General features: G+C 60.6%; 14 protein-coding genes. 8 read left to right on the forward strand and 6 right to left on the reverse strand.

The genetic code is table 11. The features are described 5' to 3' along the window. Positions 1-8 precede the first annotated feature (8 nt). The 3 genes from AC07S6_RS10765 to AC07S6_RS10775 all read left to right on the forward strand — a co-directional run bounded on the left by AC07S6_RS10765 (position 9) and on the right by AC07S6_RS10775 (position 3810). On the forward strand, positions 9-887 hold the full coding sequence (locus AC07S6_RS10765) for an endonuclease/exonuclease/phosphatase family protein (RefSeq protein WP_197900076.1): 879 nt from the start codon (positions 9-11) through the stop codon (positions 885-887). Next, a complete protein-coding gene (locus AC07S6_RS10770; protein WP_495112278.1) occupies positions 884-2944 on the forward strand; it encodes a GGDEF domain-containing protein in 2061 nt (686 codons plus the stop codon). The genes AC07S6_RS10765 and AC07S6_RS10770 overlap by 4 nt, the downstream gene beginning before the upstream one ends. An 89-nt stretch (positions 2945-3033) precedes the next feature. Beyond that, complete coding sequence (locus AC07S6_RS10775; RefSeq protein ID WP_495112279.1) at positions 3034-3810, forward strand: N-acetylmuramoyl-L-alanine amidase; 777 nt, start codon at positions 3034-3036, stop codon at positions 3808-3810. 137 nt (positions 3811-3947) lie between these two features. Here the strand turns inward: AC07S6_RS10775 and AC07S6_RS10780 are convergent, their stop codons facing one another. Further along, positions 3948-5735 carry an ATP-binding protein gene (locus tag AC07S6_RS10780; RefSeq protein ID WP_197880776.1) on the reverse strand — a complete coding sequence of 596 codons (1788 nt, stop codon included), beginning with the start codon at positions 5733-5735 and terminating at the stop codon, positions 3948-3950. Positions 5736-5745: 10 nt separating this feature from the next. After that, positions 5746-7092 (reverse strand): sigma-54-dependent response regulator transcription factor AlgB, encoded by a 1347-nt coding sequence (gene algB, locus AC07S6_RS10785; RefSeq protein ID WP_034129241.1) that lies wholly within the window; start codon positions 7090-7092, stop codon positions 5746-5748. 389 nt (positions 7093-7481) lie between these two features. Here algB and AC07S6_RS10790 point away from each other — a divergent pair, with 389 nt between their 5' ends. The 5 genes from AC07S6_RS10790 (at position 7482) to AC07S6_RS10810 (ending at position 11849) form a co-directional block, all read left to right on the forward strand. Further along, positions 7482-7766 (forward strand): hypothetical protein, encoded by a 285-nt coding sequence (locus tag AC07S6_RS10790; RefSeq protein ID WP_020301400.1) that lies wholly within the window; start codon positions 7482-7484, stop codon positions 7764-7766. A 77-nt stretch (positions 7767-7843) separates the two neighbouring features. After that, entirely contained in the window at positions 7844-8008 is a 165-nt protein-coding gene (locus AC07S6_RS10795) for a DUF1328 domain-containing protein (RefSeq protein WP_003187386.1), read from the forward strand. 2 nt (positions 8009-8010) lie between these two features. Beyond that, positions 8011-8478: an inhibitor of vertebrate lysozyme family protein gene (locus AC07S6_RS10800; RefSeq protein ID WP_495112280.1), complete on the forward strand. Its 468-nt coding sequence runs from the start codon at positions 8011-8013 to the stop codon at positions 8476-8478. A gap of 712 nt (positions 8479-9190) precedes the next feature. Continuing rightward, positions 9191-10522, forward strand: a complete 1332-nt coding sequence (gene gltP / locus AC07S6_RS10805) for a glutamate/aspartate:proton symporter GltP (protein WP_003187390.1) — start codon at positions 9191-9193, stop codon at positions 10520-10522. Positions 10523-10619: 97 nt separating this feature from the next. Beyond that, entirely contained in the window at positions 10620-11849 is a 1230-nt protein-coding gene (locus AC07S6_RS10810) for a nucleoside recognition domain-containing protein (RefSeq protein ID WP_495112281.1), read from the forward strand. A 92-nt stretch (positions 11850-11941) separates the two neighbouring features. Here AC07S6_RS10810 and AC07S6_RS10815 read toward each other — a convergent pair whose 3' ends face one another. Genes AC07S6_RS10815 through AC07S6_RS10830 form a run of 4 tightly spaced genes read right to left on the reverse strand, consistent with a single transcriptional unit; the run spans position 11942 to position 15438 of the window. Then, on the reverse strand, positions 11942-12553 hold the full coding sequence (locus AC07S6_RS10815) for an ABC-type transport auxiliary lipoprotein family protein (RefSeq protein WP_197880773.1): 612 nt from the start codon (positions 12551-12553) through the stop codon (positions 11942-11944). Further along, positions 12550-13488 carry an MlaD family protein gene (locus AC07S6_RS10820; RefSeq protein WP_003187394.1) on the reverse strand — a complete coding sequence of 313 codons (939 nt, stop codon included), beginning with the start codon at positions 13486-13488 and terminating at the stop codon, positions 12550-12552. The genes AC07S6_RS10815 and AC07S6_RS10820 overlap by 4 nt, the downstream gene beginning before the upstream one ends. Before the next feature lies 1 nt (position 13489). Further along, the gene (locus AC07S6_RS10825) at positions 13490-14293 is read right to left on the reverse strand and encodes an ABC transporter ATP-binding protein (protein WP_014716351.1); all 804 of its coding nucleotides are present in this window, start codon (positions 14291-14293) and stop codon (positions 13490-13492) included. After that, entirely contained in the window at positions 14290-15438 is a 1149-nt protein-coding gene (locus AC07S6_RS10830; RefSeq protein ID WP_495112282.1) for an ABC transporter permease, read from the reverse strand. The genes AC07S6_RS10825 and AC07S6_RS10830 overlap by 4 nt, the downstream gene beginning before the upstream one ends. Positions 15439-15459 lie beyond the last annotated feature (21 nt).

Raw genomic sequence — 15459 nt, forward strand, 5'->3', positions numbered from 1 at the left:
GGCTCGCCATGCGCCGCTGGGGTACCGAGCGTGTCGTTGGCCTGCATGAACCGCGGGTCAACGAGCATCACCTGGAGTCCACAGGCCTGCCGGCAGACAGCCGCTTGCGCCTGCTCAGTTTCAATATCCAGGTGGGCAACAGTACCGAGAAGTATCGGCACTACCTCACGCGTGGCTGGCAGCACCTGCTGCCCCACAAGGGGCGTACCGGTAACCTGCAGAAAATCGGCGACCTGCTCAGCGACTTCGACTTGGTCGCCCTGCAGGAAGCCGACGGCGGCAGCCTGCGCTCCGGCTATATCAACCAGGTGGAACACCTGGCTCAGCTGGGCGCCTTCCCGTACTGGTATCAGCAACTCAACCGCAACCTGGGGCGCCTGGCGCAGCACAGCAATGGCGTACTCAGCCGCCTCAAACCCACGGCTATTGAAGATCACCCCTTGCCAGGCCCCAAAGGGCGCGGGGCGATCCTTGTGCGTTTTGGCGAAGGCCCGGAAGCCTTGGTGGTGGTGATGATGCACCTGGCCCTCGGGGGGCGTACGCGCAACCTGCAACTGGCCTACGTGCGTGAATTGATTGGTAACTACAAGCACCAGGTGCTCATGGGTGACATGAACACCCATGCCAACGACCTGCTGCAGAATTCTCCGCTGCGCGACCTTGGGTTATTGGCGCCGCAAGTCGAAGCCACGTTTCCCAGCTGGCGCCCGCAGCGCTGTCTTGACCATATCCTGCTCAGCCCAAGCCTCACGCTGGAAAGTGTGCAGGTGCTGGCGCAGCCCATTTCCGATCACCTGCCGGTCGCGGTAGAGATTCGTCTGCCGGGTTCGCTCACGGCTGATGCATTACCCGCGTTGAGCCCAGGCCCTCGCGGACCCCTCGCATGAGCGACGACGCCCAGCGCTGGAAAGAGAAATACCTCCAGAGCATCGAGCAACAAGACAAACTCGAACGCCGCTGGGCCGCCCGCCTCGATTTGCTGCGCCGCGGGCTGGTGCGCAGCACGCTGGCCGCCGAAGGCACCGACCGCGCCGTCGATCAATGCATGAAGGAAATGCGCGATGTCGTGCGCACGGACGACATGGACGCTGCCCTCGCCGCTTTACTGCCACGCCTGGAAAAGGCCGTGCTGGATTCGGAGCAGCGCCGCGAAACCCGTGTCGACCAGATCAGCACCGCGCTCACCGCCTTGGTCACCCAACTGCAAAAGCTGCCGCTGCCTCGCGAGGTGGCTCGCCCGCTGAAAACCTTCGCCAAGCAACTCGATGGTCGCGTGGCGCAAGCGCGGGAGATACCGCTGCTGCTCAGTGAGCTGAGCAGCCTGCAGGGGCAGGCGCTGAATAATCTGGAGCCTGAAGGCGAACCCGCACGCCCAGGCCCGGGTCTGTTGCAACGCCTGTTCGGTAGTAAAGAGGCCGCCAGTGAAGCGCTCCCGGTTGACGCGGAGCCACTGCCGGCAGCGCAATTGGCACCGCCAAAGCCTGCAGCGCCCAAACCTGCGCCCGAACCGGAAGAACCTGCGCAATCGGAAGAATTGACCCAAGCCTTGCGTGCCTTTGCACCGCAGTCACCTACGCCCGTGGCCTTGAAGCCTGCGCCTGTTGCAGCGGCCGAAGGGCAAGAGGTCGCCAGCGACACGCCGTTATTCGACGCTCCAGAGCTGCCGTCGATTGCGGTGCCTGCGCAATTATCTGAACCCGACGTGCAGGCGCCTCCGGTTGCGGAGCCTGCTCAAGAAAGCGCACTCGCTGCCTTTATCGAACCGCCGCCGGCTCCAGTCGAAACGCCGGATGAGACCACCATCGGCAGCCTGTCGCTGCCCCCCGTGCTGGAAAGCCCCGAGCCCGACGAACTGCAACCGGACGGCACCTACGCCCTGCCCGATTCGCCTGAACCATCCTACAGTTCGGTGGCCAAGCACATTGAAGGCACTTTGCTTGGCCTGCTGGACGATCTTTCCCTGCCCGAACGTCACCAGCCCCAGGCCGAGGCAATGCGTGAGCGTCTCGCCCATGGTTTGAATTGGTACGAACTGCTGCCGATCCTGGATGACCTGGCCGTGCTGATGCTGGCGGTCACCGACAGTGGCCAGCATGAGTTCGAGGCTTATCTCAAGCAGCTCAACGAGCGTCTCGAGGCATTCCAGGGTCATCTGCAGGTCGCCAGCGAGGGCCACGCCGACAGCAGCCTGGCCGCGCGGGAGTTGGACACACAGATTCGCGAGCAGGTCGACGGCCTGCAAAGCAGCGTGCAGGACGCCGCCGACCTGGACAGCCTCAAGCAGGTGCTCGAAAGCCATCTTGAAGGCTTGCTCGGCACCATGGATGAACACCAGCAACAGCGTGACCTGCGCGAACAGGAAGTGGCCGCACGCCTCAAAGGTCTGGCTGAACGCGTGGCCCATATGGAACAGGAAGCCCAGGGCTACCGCGAGCACCTGGAGGTACAACGCCAGAAGGCCTTGCTCGATCCGCTCACCGGGTTGCCCAACCGTGCGGCGTGGAGCGAACGCCTCGATTACGAGGTCAACGCCTGGCATCAGCGGGGTAACAGCCTGTCGCTGGCCATGCTCGACCTGGACCACTTCAAGCGCATCAACGACGGCTACGGTCACCTGGCAGGGGACAAAGTCTTGAAGATCATCGCCAATGTGCTGAGCAAACGCCTGCGGCCGACTGACTTCATCGCGCGTTTCGGGGGTGAAGAGTTTGTGCTGCTAATGCCCGACTCAGCTTTGGCGGATGCGTTGGCCGTGGGTGAACTATTGCGTGAGGCCATTGCAGCGTGCCCGTTCCACTTCAAAGGTGAACCGGTAACGATCACGGTGTCCATGGGCGTGGCGCAGTTTCAGGCCGGCGAGCGCAGTGACCTGGCGCTCAAGCGTGCCGACGAGGCGCTCTACAGGGCAAAGGCTGCGGGACGTAATCAGGTGCAGGCGGCATAAAAGATGTTCCATTTTGTAATTTGACCGCCTGGCCATGAACCTTACGTTACACTGTTGCATTATCGTCTTTCAGTGTAATGCCTCTCGCCATGAAATCCTTGTATATCGCTTTAGTGTTTCTTCTGCTTGCCGGCTGCGCCAGCGGCCCGCGCCTGAACACCAGCCATCCCTCGGTCAACCACGACAACCGTGTGCAGTTCGTTGTAGTGCATTACACCTCCACCAACCTTGAACGTTCCCTGGCGCTGTTGACCCATGGCCAGGTCAGCAGCCATTACCTGATCGGCGACGACGCCTCCGGCACCATCTACAAGCTGGTGGATGAAAGCCAGCGCGCCTGGCACGCGGGGGAAAGCGAGTGGATGGGGCGCACCTGGCTCAATTCCAGCTCCATCGGCATAGAGATCGTCAACCCAGGGTTCAGCGATACCCCGACGGGGCGTGTGTGGTACCCATATTCCGAAGCGCAGGTGCAGTCGCTGATCGTGCTGCTCAAGGACATCAGCAAGCGCAATGGCATCGACCCCAAGAACATCATCGGGCACAGCGACATCGCCCCGCTGCGCAAGCTGGACCCAGGCCCTTTGTTCCCCTGGAAGCGCTTGGCCGCAGAAGGTCTGGCCGTGTGGCCGGATGCCCAGGCAGTGGCCCGGTTCCAGGTGCAGTACGCCGCGCAGTTGCCGAGCATTACCTGGTTCCAGGAAGAGCTGGCGCGCCTGGGCTATCAGACGCCGCAGACTGGCGAGTTGGACGTGGCCACGCGGCACGTCATCGCTGCGTTCCAGATGCGCTTTCGCCCGTCATTGTTTGACGGCACCCCAGATGCTGAAAGTGCCGCGATCCTGAGAGCCTTGAATCACCGCTGAAGGTGTAACAATGTTGGAGCGAGCTTGCTGTGGCGAGGGAGCTTGCTCCCGTTCGACAGCGAAGCTGGAGCCGGCTTTTTTGAGGGGCGCTTCGCACCCCAGCGCAAGCAAGCTTGCTCGCCATAGGGTTCTCGCTCCTACAGGGGCAATGCCATATAGAACTGCGTACCCTGCCCTGGCCGCGAGTACACACCCATGCGGCCGCCGTGCAATTGCACGATTTCCTTGCACAGTGCCAACCCCAGGCCCGCACCGCCTTTCTTGCGGCCCACCTGTACAAAGGGTTCGAAGATCCGCCCTTGCTGGCCGTAGGCAATGCCTTCGCCGTTATCCTCGACGCTGATAATCACCCGCTCGCCATGCCGTCGTGCCTGCAGACGAATCTGCCCGCCTTCGGCGGTGTGGCGCAGGGCATTGCCCAGCAGGTTGTCGAGCACCCGCTCCAGTTGCACTTGGTCGGCATATAGCCGTGGCAACTCAGGTTGGGCCTCCACCAGCAATTCAATGTGCTGGGCGTTCGCAGGCTCAGCAAATCGAGCCCGTGCGTGCTCCAGCAAGTCGGTGACATCGCACGTACCCAGGGTGAGTTTTTGCAGGCCGTTCTGGTAACGCGAGAAGTTGAGCAGGTCATTGATCAACTGCATCAGGCGCTGCATTTCTTCATTCACCGTATCCAGCAGGTCCGCCTCGCGGGAGTCAGGTGGGAACTTGGCCCGCTCTCGGAACAAGCCGAAGGCCATGTGCATGCCGGTAACCGGCGTGCGCAGCTCATGGGAGGCGCGCAATACGAACTCGCTGCGCACCCGTTCGAAGGCGCGCTGTTCAGTCACATCATGCAGCACCATCACGGCCCCGAGAATGTGCCCCTGTGTATGGCTAACCGGGGTCAGGCTGTAGGTCAGCAGGCGCAACTCACCCTCGACTTCCACCTCCAGATCGTCCGGGGCCCGCTCCAGGTTGCCGCCGCGCAGCACCAGTTGCAGCTGTTCATCCATTTCCGCACGACCCATGGCTTCGCCAAGACCTTGACCCAGCCGCTCCTCATCCCAGCCCAATTGGCGCTGCGCTACAGGGTTGAGGTGCTCCAGGCAGCCTTGGCGATCAATCATCAACAGGCCGTCATCGATACTGTCGAGCACCGCTTGCAGGCGCTGTTGGCCGGCCAGCAGCTCATCGATGTTAGTGGCCTGATGTTGGCGCAACGCTTCGGCCATGATGCCGAAGCGGCGGGTCAGCAGGTTCATTTCCGCTGCGGAGGAGATCGGCAGCGTGACTTCAAAGTCGCCCTGCCCGATCTTGTCGGCGGCCTTGGCCAGGGCCTCGATGGGACCACCGAAACGCCGGGCGATGCCATGGGCCGTGACGAAACCGATGATCAGCACCGCGAGCCCTACCAGCCCGAGCAGGCCCGCTATCAACAGGGCGCGCTCACGGGATTTATGCTCACTGGTACTGATATTTTCCAGGGCCCGCTTGTGGTCGGCGATCAAGCCGTTGCGCAGTATGTTGAAGGTCTCGGTGAGCTTTTCCTTGCTGCCCGCAGGCGGTGATGCCTGCTGGGATTGGTCAAACGCCTTGAGCAGATTCTGGTAATCCGAGCGTGCCTGGCTGAAACCATGGTTTTTGCCGTCGACCTGTTCATGGGCGATGCCCTGGTCCAACAGATCGAAATAATGCTGCTTTGAGGCTTGCAAGGCGTCTGGGTCGGGACGCTTCTCCAGCATCATGATCAACTGGTCGCCCAGGCTCTGACGCAACTTGAGCCCCAGGTCCAGGGTGATGAAATTACTGCGGATCAACGATTCCTGGGTCTTGGCCATTTGCATGACGCTGACCAAGCCCAGGACCAACCCCAGCAAAGCCACGGTAATCAAGGCTGAGATGCTCAGGAATAACCGGGTGCGCAGTTTCATCGCGAGCTTCATAAGGTCCTGTTCAAAGGTTGTACTGCTTGCGTTTGCGGTACAGCGTCGACGCATCGATGCCGAGTGTGCGGGCCGCTTGGTCCAATGTGTCGCTGGTCGCAAGTACGGCGCCGATATGAGCTTTCTCCAGCTCGTCAAGGCTCAAAGCCGACCCGATACGCGGTGCATTGTTGGCCGGTTGCTCAGCCATTCCCAGGTGGCTGATCTCAACCTTCTCCTGGGGGCAGATGATGCTGGCGCGTTCCACCACGTTGCGCAGTTCACGAATATTGCCGGGCCAGCGGTAGTTCAGTAGCGCTTCGCGGGCATTATCGCTGAAGCCGCGCGCCGGGCGTGCGTATTCCTTGACGAAGCGGGCAAGGAAGCGGTCAGCCAGGGTCAGGATGTCTTCACTGCGTTCGCGCAGCGGGGGCAGGTGCAAGGTGATGACATTCAGGCGGTAGAGCAAGTCTTCACGGAAGCGGCCATCGCGCACCATGTCTTCCAGGTTCAGGTTGGTGGCTGCGAGGATGCGCACATCGGCGCGGCGGGTGACCGGGTCGCCCACTCGCTCATACTCTTTGTCCTGGATAAACCGCAGCAACTTGGGTTGCAACGTGAGAGGGAAATCGCCGATCTCGTCGAGAAACAGCGTACCGCCGTCTGCCTGGTTCACTCGGCCCAAGGTGCTTTCGCTGGCGCCGGTGAACGCGCCACGGCTGTGGCCGAACAGTTCGCTTTCCATCAGTTCGGCGGTCAGTGAGGGGCAGTTGATGGTCACGCAGGACTTCTTCGAGCGTTTGCTCCATCCGTGTATAGCCCGGGCCAACTCACCTTTACCGGTGCCGGACTCGCCGAGAATCAAGATATTGGCGTCCGTCCCGGCCACCTGCCGCGCGGTTTCCAACACCACCATCATGGCCGGGCTATGGGAGTCCAGGCCGTCTTTGGGCTGGCGCACCTCGCCTTCCAGCGCTTCCAGCCGCGCAGAGAGCTGACGCACCTCCAGTTGCTTGGCCGTGGCCAGGCGCAGTTGGTCGGGGCTGCAAGGTTTGACCAGGTAGTCGGCGGCGCCAGCCTGGATGGCGTCCACGGCGGTATCCACGGCCGAATGGGCGGTCACAATCACCACGCGCATCCACGGAGCCTGCACGCGCATCTGGGCCAGCACGTCCAGGCCATTGTCCTCGCCCAGGCGCAGGTCGAGGAAGCACAGGTCGAACACCTGACGCTGCATCAGGGCATCGGCCTGTGCGGCGCTGTTCGCGGTGGCGACGGTGTAGCCCTCATCTTCCAGGCAATAGCGGAAGGTGCGCAGGATCGCGGATTCGTCATCCACTAAAAGAATGCGGCCTTGAAGTTCCTTGGCTGAATCCATCTGTCCCGCACTCCTTAACTATAAATGTGATGGTGTTTAGTCCCGGAATAATCGGGCAAGTTGCATGGTTTATTCTGATTCATAAAAGGCTTCTTCGTGCAGCTATCTGCGCGCCTTCCTACAGACGTGGTTTGCGGACATTTTCAGGACTTGTTGCTCTTCGATCCTTCGATGTGCGCGCCAGCTGTCTGGTTCCGCCCACTTGCCATCGTGCATTTCGCACGGCCTGCAAGGATGCATCGTGCAGGATGCTAGGCGATGTATCTATCTACCAAGTATAACCCTTTGATTTTGTTGTGTTTTATTTTGCAATAAAACTGGCATGCACTCTGCAATATCTCCCCCAAGAGCGTCATGAACGAATAATCAGAATGCGGGAGTAATGCAGCATGACTCGCCAAAGCCTCAGCCAATTGCGTGTATCGCCGCTGCGCTTGCAGCAGGGCCTGTTCGCCAGCCTGGCCTTGATGGTCACGTTGATTGCCGGCCAGCAGTTGCAGCATTGGCAGGAGCGTGCGCAGCCAGCCCCGCAATTTGAACGTCCCGTCATGACCCAGACCCATTTCCGTTCCATTGGCAGCGCCAGCGCCGATGTGACTGCCCCGCAATTGAGCCTGGTAGACCAGGGTTCCACCCTGGACGAACTGCCGGCCCATGACCGTTGGGTGTTCTAGGCAAAAAACGTCGCTCGTGTTGAGCGGCTGCACGGCATCACCGCTGTTACCCCTATAGAAGCATAAGGAGAATCACCATGTTGAGTTGGGCAATCACATTTCTGATCATCGCCATTGTGGCCGCAGTCCTGGGCTTCGGTGGTATCGCTGGCACCGCCACCGGCATCGCCAAGATCCTGTTTGTGGTCTTCCTGGTGATGTTTATCGCTTCGTTCTTCTTTGGTCGCAAAGGCCGAGGTTGAATATGGTCACCCTGCCTTTTAAAGCCCTTGCTGCCGCCCTGCTGTTGGGCGGCAGCGGCCTGGTCATGGCCGCCAACGACGGCCAATCCCGGGCTAACGAATTGCTCAGCGCGGATCCGCAGTACCGTGAAACCTGGCAAGACGTGGTGAAGAAAGAGGAACGCCTGCCCGAATGGGTGATGAACCTGTCGGGCACGGCCGAGCAAATGAATGCCGTTGAGGAAGATGGCGACAAGTACTTGGTCGGGCCGCTTTGCGAAACCGCAGATACCTGCGTGAACAAGCGCCTGATCGTTGCCTTCAGCCTCGACAAGGAAGATGCCTACGCCATGTTGGTGGAAGTCCCGGCGGGTTTGCCTGCGGACAAGTCCCCGACACGGCACGCCGATTACCGTTTCCTCGGTAAGCCGGACGAGGGTATGCAAAGGCTGCTGATGGAACAGCTCAAGAAAGATCCGAATTGGTACTAGGTTCCGTCTGACGGAGCCGGCGTCCATAGAAGGAAGCCCTTGTGCTTCTTTCTGTTTGCATCGCTCCTTGAGTGATGCATGACCAGGGGGCCGGGTTGCTCTGATCGATCAGGATCGGCGTGACCTACGGGTACAGGGAGTACCTGCGCAAGGGCCGGGTCAGGCGAAAAGCTGCGACGCAAGTTCACAAGACCTCAAGCTTGCTGAACTTGCGGCGGGCTTATGACTCTCATACCCGCGTTTCATGCCGCCTATAGCCGCAGTTTTGTTTTTTGCGTCTGGCCAACCATTACTGGGTATGTCGGCGTGACCATCTATCGAGAATTTTTCAATCGCGCTATAGGATCTTTCCGGCCCTAGGTGATGGATTTCTCAGACATTTCTGCCAGCCAATCGAAGTCGTCCAGTATCTCTGCGCGAGCCTGATTTGGCTGCTTAACGGCATATTCACCCGCTCGAATGGCGGATACGAACTGACCGTTTGGACAAATATTTTAAAAAAAAGCCATGCCGATTCGGCATAGGGTAGGCGTTTACGGCATTAGACGTCGCTCCCTTGCATGGGAATAGTTGCGCCTTTTTTCGCCTGCCAGTAAGCCATTTCGGCCAAGCTGCGGTGACCTTCCATGGAGGCAGATGCACACACTTTTTCGCTTTCGAGCGTTGCAGCTGGCGCATTTGCCGTAAGTCCACTTGAAGCAAGGGTAATGACATGAAGAAGGCAAAGCTAAGCCTCGCCTGGCAGATCCTCATCGGTTTGGTACTGGGCATTGCAATCGGTGCAGTACTCAACCATTTCAGTGCTGAAAAGGCCTGGTGGATCAGCAATGTGTTGCAGCCGGCGGGCGATATCTTTATCCGCCTGATCAAGATGATCGTGATCCCGATTGTGATTTCTTCGCTGATCGTCGGTATTGCCGGTGTAGGCGACGCGAAAAAGCTCGGTCGTATCGGCGTCAAAACCATCCTCTACTTCGAAATCGTCACCACCATCGCCATCGTGGTGGGCCTGTTGCTCGCCAACCTGTTCCACCCAGGCGCTGGCATCGACATGAGTACCCTGGGTACCGTCGATATCTCCAAGTACCAGGCGACTGCCGCCGAAGTGCAGCATGAACATGCGTTCATCGAAACCATCCTCAACCTGATCCCCTCGAACATCTTCGCCGCTGTTGCCCGTGGCGAGATGCTGCCGATCATCTTCTTCTCGGTGCTGTTCGGCCTGGGGCTGTCGAGCCTCAAGCCTGAGCTGCGCGAGCCGCTGGTGACCATGTTCCAGGGCGTGTCCGAGAGCATGTTCAAAGTCACCCACATGATCATGAAGTACGCGCCTATCGGTGTATTCGCGCTGATCGCGGTGACGGTCGCCAACTTCGGCTTCGCCTCGCTGCTGCCGCTGGCCAAGCTGGTGATCCTGGTTTACGTCGCGATCCTGTTCTTCGCCTTCGCGGTCCTGGGTTTGATCGCACGCCTGTTTGGCTTCTCGATCCTCAAGCTGATCCGCATCTTCAAAGATGAGTTGGTATTGGCTTACTCCACCGCCAGCTCCGAAACCGTGCTGCCGCGTGTGATCGAGAAGATGGAAGCCTACGGCGCGCCGAAAGCGATCTGCAGCTTCGTGGTGCCGACCGGCTATTCGTTCAACCTCGACGGTTCGACCCTGTACCAGAGCATCGCGGCCATCTTCATTGCCCAGCTGTATGGCATCGACCTGTCGATCGGCCAGCAACTGATGCTGGTACTGACCCTGATGGTGACCTCCAAAGGTATCGCCGGCGTGCCGGGCGTGTCCTTCGTGGTGTTGTTGGCGACGCTGGGCAGCGTGGGCATCCCACTGGAAGGCTTGGCGTTTATCGCCGGTGTCGACCGTGTGATGGACATGGCGCGTACCGCCCTGAACGTGATCGGCAATGCCTTGGCCGTACTGGTTATCTCCCGTTGGGAAGGCATGTACGACGACGCCAAGGGCGAGCGCTACTGGAATTCCCTGCCGCACTGGCGCAGCAAGGAAGCCCTGCCTACGGCACAAGCCACCCGTAGCTGATTGCAGATTGATCGAAAACAAACCCCGAGAAATTCCGGGGTTTGTCGTTTCTGCCAGCCCCGTTATCATTCGCCCCATCTTTCGGGGGATTTATCTGATGCTCAATGGCCTGTGGCTTGGCTTCTTTGTCGTGGCAATGGTGTCAGCGCTGGCGCAATGGCTGGTGGGCGGTAACGCCGGGATCTTCGCGGCGATGGTCGAAAGCATTTTCGCCATGGCCAAATTATCGGTGGAAGTCATGGTGCTGCTGTTCGGTACCCTGACGTTATGGCTGGGCTTTCTGCGGATCGCCGAAAAAGCCGGGATCGTCGATTGGCTGGCCAAGGCCCTCGGCCCGCTGTTTCGCCGCCTGATGCCGGAAGTGCCCGCCGGGCACCCCGCGATCGGTTTGATCACCCTCAACTTTGCCGCCAACGGCCTGGGCCTGGACAACGCCGCCACGCCCATCGGCCTGAAAGCCATGAAGGCGCTGCAAGAGCTCAACCCCATCCCCAATACGGCGACCAACGCTCAGATCCTGTTCCTGGTGCTCAACGCGTCCTCGCTGACGCTGTTGCCGGTGACCATCTTCATGTACCGCGCCCAGCAAGGCGCTGCGGACCCGACGCTGGTGTTCCTGCCGATCCTGCTGGCCACCAGCGCCTCGACGCTGGTGGGCCTGCTGTCGGTGGCGGTGATGCAGCGCCTGCGTTTGTGGGACCCGGTGGTGCTGGCCTATCTGATCCCCGGCGCGCTGGTACTGAGCGGCTTCATGGCGCTGCTGGCGACCCTGTCTGCCACAGCGCTGGCCGGTTTGTCGTCGATCCTGGGCAACCTCACGCTGTTTGGCTTGATCATGCTGTTTCTGGTGATCGGCGCGTTGCGCAAGGTCAAGGTGTACGAGGCATTCGTCGAAGGCGCCAAGGAAGGCTTCGACGTAGCCAAGAACCTACTGCCCTATCTGGTGGCGATGCTGTGTGCGGTTGGCGTGTTGCGTGCCTCGGGTGCCTTGGAGTTCGGCCTGGAAGGGATTCGCCATGTGGTGGCCTGGACTGGCCTGGATACGCGCTTTGTCGACGCTCTGCCGACCGCAATGGTCAAGCCGTTCTCCGGCAGTGCGGCACGGGCGATGCTGATCGAGACCATGCAGACCCAGGGTGTGGACAGCTTTGCAGCGTTGGTGGCGGCGACGATACAGGGCAGTACTGAAACCACGTTTTATGTGCTGGCCGTGTACTTCGGCTCGGTAGGCATCCAGCGGGCGCGGCATGCGGTGGGATGTGCGTTGTTCGCGGAGTTTGCTGGTGTGGTCGCGGCTATTTCGGTGTGCTACTGGTTTTTTGGTTAAGGCCACAATCGTTATCGCAGGCAAGCCAGCTCCCACATTTGACTGTGTTCACAAATCAAACTGTGGGAGCTGGCTTGCCTGCGATGAGGTCCTCAAGGTTTCAGTGCTGTATTGCCCTGACTGACTACCCAATCCACCACCTGCTTATTCAACCGATCCCCAGCCTGGCCAAAAGCAGCCACCACCGCTGGCACCTTGGCGTCACTCACCGGCTGCCTCACTTCAAACCGGCGGCTGGCGATAATCCTTTGATCACGCCCACGCACCAATCGCGCGTCGAGGCGAATCACCACTTCCACCGCTTTGCCTCGATACTCACTCTGAAACGCCTGCAACTGCCCGCCCAGTTCATAGTCGGCTTGCAGGTTGGTCTCGTCGGTACTCAACAACGTCACGCGCCCGTCGCGCTGGAAGCCATCCAGCAGGCGATTACGCAGCAGCACAGGCGCCGGGTCGCTCCAGCGTGAATTCGCGTAGTTGCTGATCAAGTTGCCATCTGGCACTACGGCGATGCGCGGGCTATCGAGAAACTCGCTGGTCTGCGGCTTGGTCACGCGCAGCGACCAACTCACCGGCGTGCCTTGGCTGGCCGGCTGGGTGGACGCCAGGCGGTACACGTCCGAAGGGTCCGGCTTGGGTAGGATCGAGCACGCGCTGACCAGTGCCAGGGCCATGGGGACGATCATGTGATACGCACGCTTCATGGCGTGAACTCCTTGTTCTTGTCGCTGCCCAGCAGGTAACCGCTGGGGTTGGCTTCCAGACGGCGGGAGATGGCGCGCAGCGAGCCGAGGGTTTCACGCAACTCGCGCACGGCTGGCGCCAGTTCGTTGAGGCCCTGCATGCCGCTGTTCACCGAGTCCTGGTTATTGGTCAGCAAGGTATTGATGGTGGCGGTGCTTTGCTCCAGGGATTTCATCGCCTGCTCGGCGCTGCCGAAGGCTTGCTTGCCTTGTTCACTGAGCAAACCATTGGCGCTGCGCATCAGCACGGTGGTTTGCTCCAGCGCCGCGCCCGCCTGTTTGCTCACCTGCATCAATTGCTGCATCACCACCTTGATGTCGCCGCGTTGCTCGGCAATGGCGCCGGTGGTTTGTTGCAGGTTATCCAAGGTGTTGCTCAGGCGTTCGACGTTTTCCCGCGAGAACAGGTGGTTGGCGTTGTGCAGCAGCAGGTTGACGCTGGTCATCAGGTCGTTGCTGTTATTGAGCAGGCGTGCGATAGGCGATGGCGATGCGATGATTTCCGGCAGGTTGCCGTCCTTGCCCTTGAGCTCCGGGCTCTGCGGGGTGCCGCCACTGAGCTGGATGATCGAGGTGCCGGTGATACCGGTCAGGGCCAGTTTGGCCTGGGTGTCTTCCTTGATTGGCGTTTGCCCGGCCAGGCGGATGCGCGCCAAGACGCGGCGTGGGTCTTTGGGGTCCAGGCGCAGGCTGATCACGTCGCCCACCTTGATGCCGCTGTACTGCACCGCACTGCCCTGGGACAGGCCGCTGACCGCTTCGTTGAAGATCACTTCGTAATCCTGGAAGGCGGTATCGACGCTGGACTTGGCCAGCCACAGGCCAAACAGCATGGCGCCGACCACCACAATTACGCTGAACAGTCCGATCATCACATGATGGGCTCGGGTTTCCATGTCATACCTCGTTGAGCGATTGAGCGGCATCCAATGCCGCGCGGCCCCGGGGGCCGTGGAAATATTCGTGAATCCAGGCGTCGTCCGTTTCCGAAACGACATCGATGGCGTCGGCCACCAGCACTTTCTTCTGCGCCAGCACCGCCACACGGTCGGTGATGGTGTACAGCGTGTCGAGGTCGTGGGTGACCAGGAACACACTCAAGCCCAGCGCATCGCGCAGGGTGAGGATCAGTTGGTCGAATTGCGCCGCGCCAATCGGGTCGAGACCGGCGGTGGGTTCGTCCAGGAACAGGATGTCCGGGTCCAAGGCCAGTGCGCGGGCCAGGGCCGCGCGCTTGATCATGCCGCCGGATAACGAGGCCGGGTATTTATCGGCCGCCGACAGCGGCAACCCCGCCAGGGCCAGCTTGACCGCCGCCAAGTGCTCGGCATCGGCGCGGCTGAGGCCGGCGTGCTCGATCAATGGCAGAGCCACGTTCTCGGTCACCGTCAGCGAGGAAAACAGCGCGCCCTTCTGGAACAGTACGCCAAAGCGGCGTTCTACCAGTGAGCGTTCATGTTCAGGCAGGCTCGGCAGGTTTTTGCCGAACACCCGCACTTCGCCTTCGCTGGGGCGCCGCAGGCCAACGATGCTGCGCAACAACACGGATTTACCGCTGCCAGAGCCCCCCACCACCGCCAGAATCTCGCCCTTGTACAAATCCAGGTCGAGGTTCTCATGCACGCTTTGGCTGCCAAAACGGTTGCACAGGCCACGCACTTCAATCACCGCCTCAGTGGGCGCACGGTGTAGACGACTCACCAGCCCATCTCCATGAAGAACATCGCCGCGACCGCATCCAGCACGATCACCACAAAGATCGATTGCACCACGCTGGACGTGGTGTGCGCGCCGACCGACTCGGCACTGCCGCTGACTTTAAAACCTTCCAGGCAACCAATGGCCGCGATCAAAAACGCAAAGATCGGCGCCTTCACCATGCCCACCAGAAAGTGCTGCACGCCAATGTCCGATTGCAGCAGCGAAAGAAACATCGCCGGCGAAATATCCAGGGCCACCGCACACACCACACCACCGCCGACGATCCCCGAGAGCATCGCCAGGAAGGTCAGCATCGGCAACGCCACCAGCAGCGCCAGCACGCGGGGCAATACCAACAGTTCCATAGGGTCCAGGCCCAGGGTGCGGATGGCATCGATTTCTTCGTTGGCCTTCATTGAACCGATTTGCGCGGTGAACGCACTGGCGGTACGGCCGGCGATGAGGATTGCGGTGAGCAATACGCCGAATTCACGCAGGAAGGAGAACGCCACCAGGTCCACGGTAAAGATCGTCGCGCCGAAGCTCTTGAGCACAGTGGCGCCGAGGAAGGCCACGACGGCGCCCACCAGAAAGGTCAGCAGCGCGACGATAGGCGCCGCATCCAGGCCCGTCTGTTCGATGTGGGCGACCATGGGCGTCAGGCGCCAGCGTTTGGGCCGCCAAATGCCGCGGGCGAAGGTTTCGAGGATCAGGCCGATAAAGCCCAACAGCTTCATTGCGTCTTGCCAGACCGTGTCTACTGCGCGGCCGATGCGGGCCAAGACTTGAATGCCGGCGGCCTCTTCCGGCTCTTTGATCGGTACGCAAAAGTCATTCAGGGAGCGGTAGACGGTCTTGAGCAGTGCACGGTCGGCGGCTGCCAGGGTGCAATCGGTCTGTTCGGCAGAGTGTTCGATGCGCGCAGGGCCCAGCAGCTCTACCAGCAGCGAGGCGCCGGCGGTATCCAGCGCGCCGAGGTCGTTGAGGTCAATGCGGGCGCCGGCGTCGTATTGGCCGTCGAGTGTGGCCGACAGCTTCTTCAGGTGAGCGTAGTGGGCCAGCGTCCAGTCGCCGGTAATCCGTAGCGAAGGCGGGGTGCTGGACGTATCAAGATGGGCCGCGCCGGCCGTCGTGCGAGTGGTCATAAGCTCCGAGCTTGTTTGGCT

The sequence above is a fragment of the Pseudomonas sp. GW821-FHT07B01 genome, assembly GCF_059419065.1.

Bases quoted from the DNA above. Each gene is read 5' to 3' on its own strand.
- algB (WP_034129241.1), bottom strand. From the start codon at position 7,092: ATGGATTCAGCCAAGGAACTTCAAGGCCGCATTCTTTTAGTGGATGAC.
- gltP (WP_003187390.1), top strand. From the start codon at position 9,191: ATGAAGAAGGCAAAGCTAAGCCTCGCCTGGCAGATCCTCATCGGTTTG.
- AC07S6_RS10765 (WP_197900076.1), top strand. From the start codon at position 9: ATGCGCCGCTGGGGTACCGAGCGTGTCGTTGGCCTGCATGAACCGCGG.
- AC07S6_RS10815 (WP_197880773.1), bottom strand. From the start codon at position 12,553: ATGAAGCGTGCGTATCACATGATCGTCCCCATGGCCCTGGCACTGGTC.
- AC07S6_RS10830 (WP_495112282.1), bottom strand. From the start codon at position 15,438: ATGACCACTCGCACGACGGCCGGCGCGGCCCATCTTGATACGTCCAGC.
- AC07S6_RS10820 (WP_003187394.1), bottom strand. From the start codon at position 13,488: ATGGAAACCCGAGCCCATCATGTGATGATCGGACTGTTCAGCGTAATT.
- AC07S6_RS10800 (WP_495112280.1), top strand. From the start codon at position 8,011: ATGGTCACCCTGCCTTTTAAAGCCCTTGCTGCCGCCCTGCTGTTGGGC.
- AC07S6_RS10790 (WP_020301400.1), top strand. From the start codon at position 7,482: ATGACTCGCCAAAGCCTCAGCCAATTGCGTGTATCGCCGCTGCGCTTG.
- AC07S6_RS10810 (WP_495112281.1), top strand. From the start codon at position 10,620: ATGCTCAATGGCCTGTGGCTTGGCTTCTTTGTCGTGGCAATGGTGTCA.
- AC07S6_RS10770 (WP_495112278.1), top strand. From the start codon at position 884: ATGAGCGACGACGCCCAGCGCTGGAAAGAGAAATACCTCCAGAGCATC.
- AC07S6_RS10780 (WP_197880776.1), bottom strand. From the start codon at position 5,735: ATGAAGCTCGCGATGAAACTGCGCACCCGGTTATTCCTGAGCATCTCA.
- AC07S6_RS10775 (WP_495112279.1), top strand. From the start codon at position 3,034: ATGAAATCCTTGTATATCGCTTTAGTGTTTCTTCTGCTTGCCGGCTGC.
- AC07S6_RS10795 (WP_003187386.1), top strand. From the start codon at position 7,844: ATGTTGAGTTGGGCAATCACATTTCTGATCATCGCCATTGTGGCCGCA.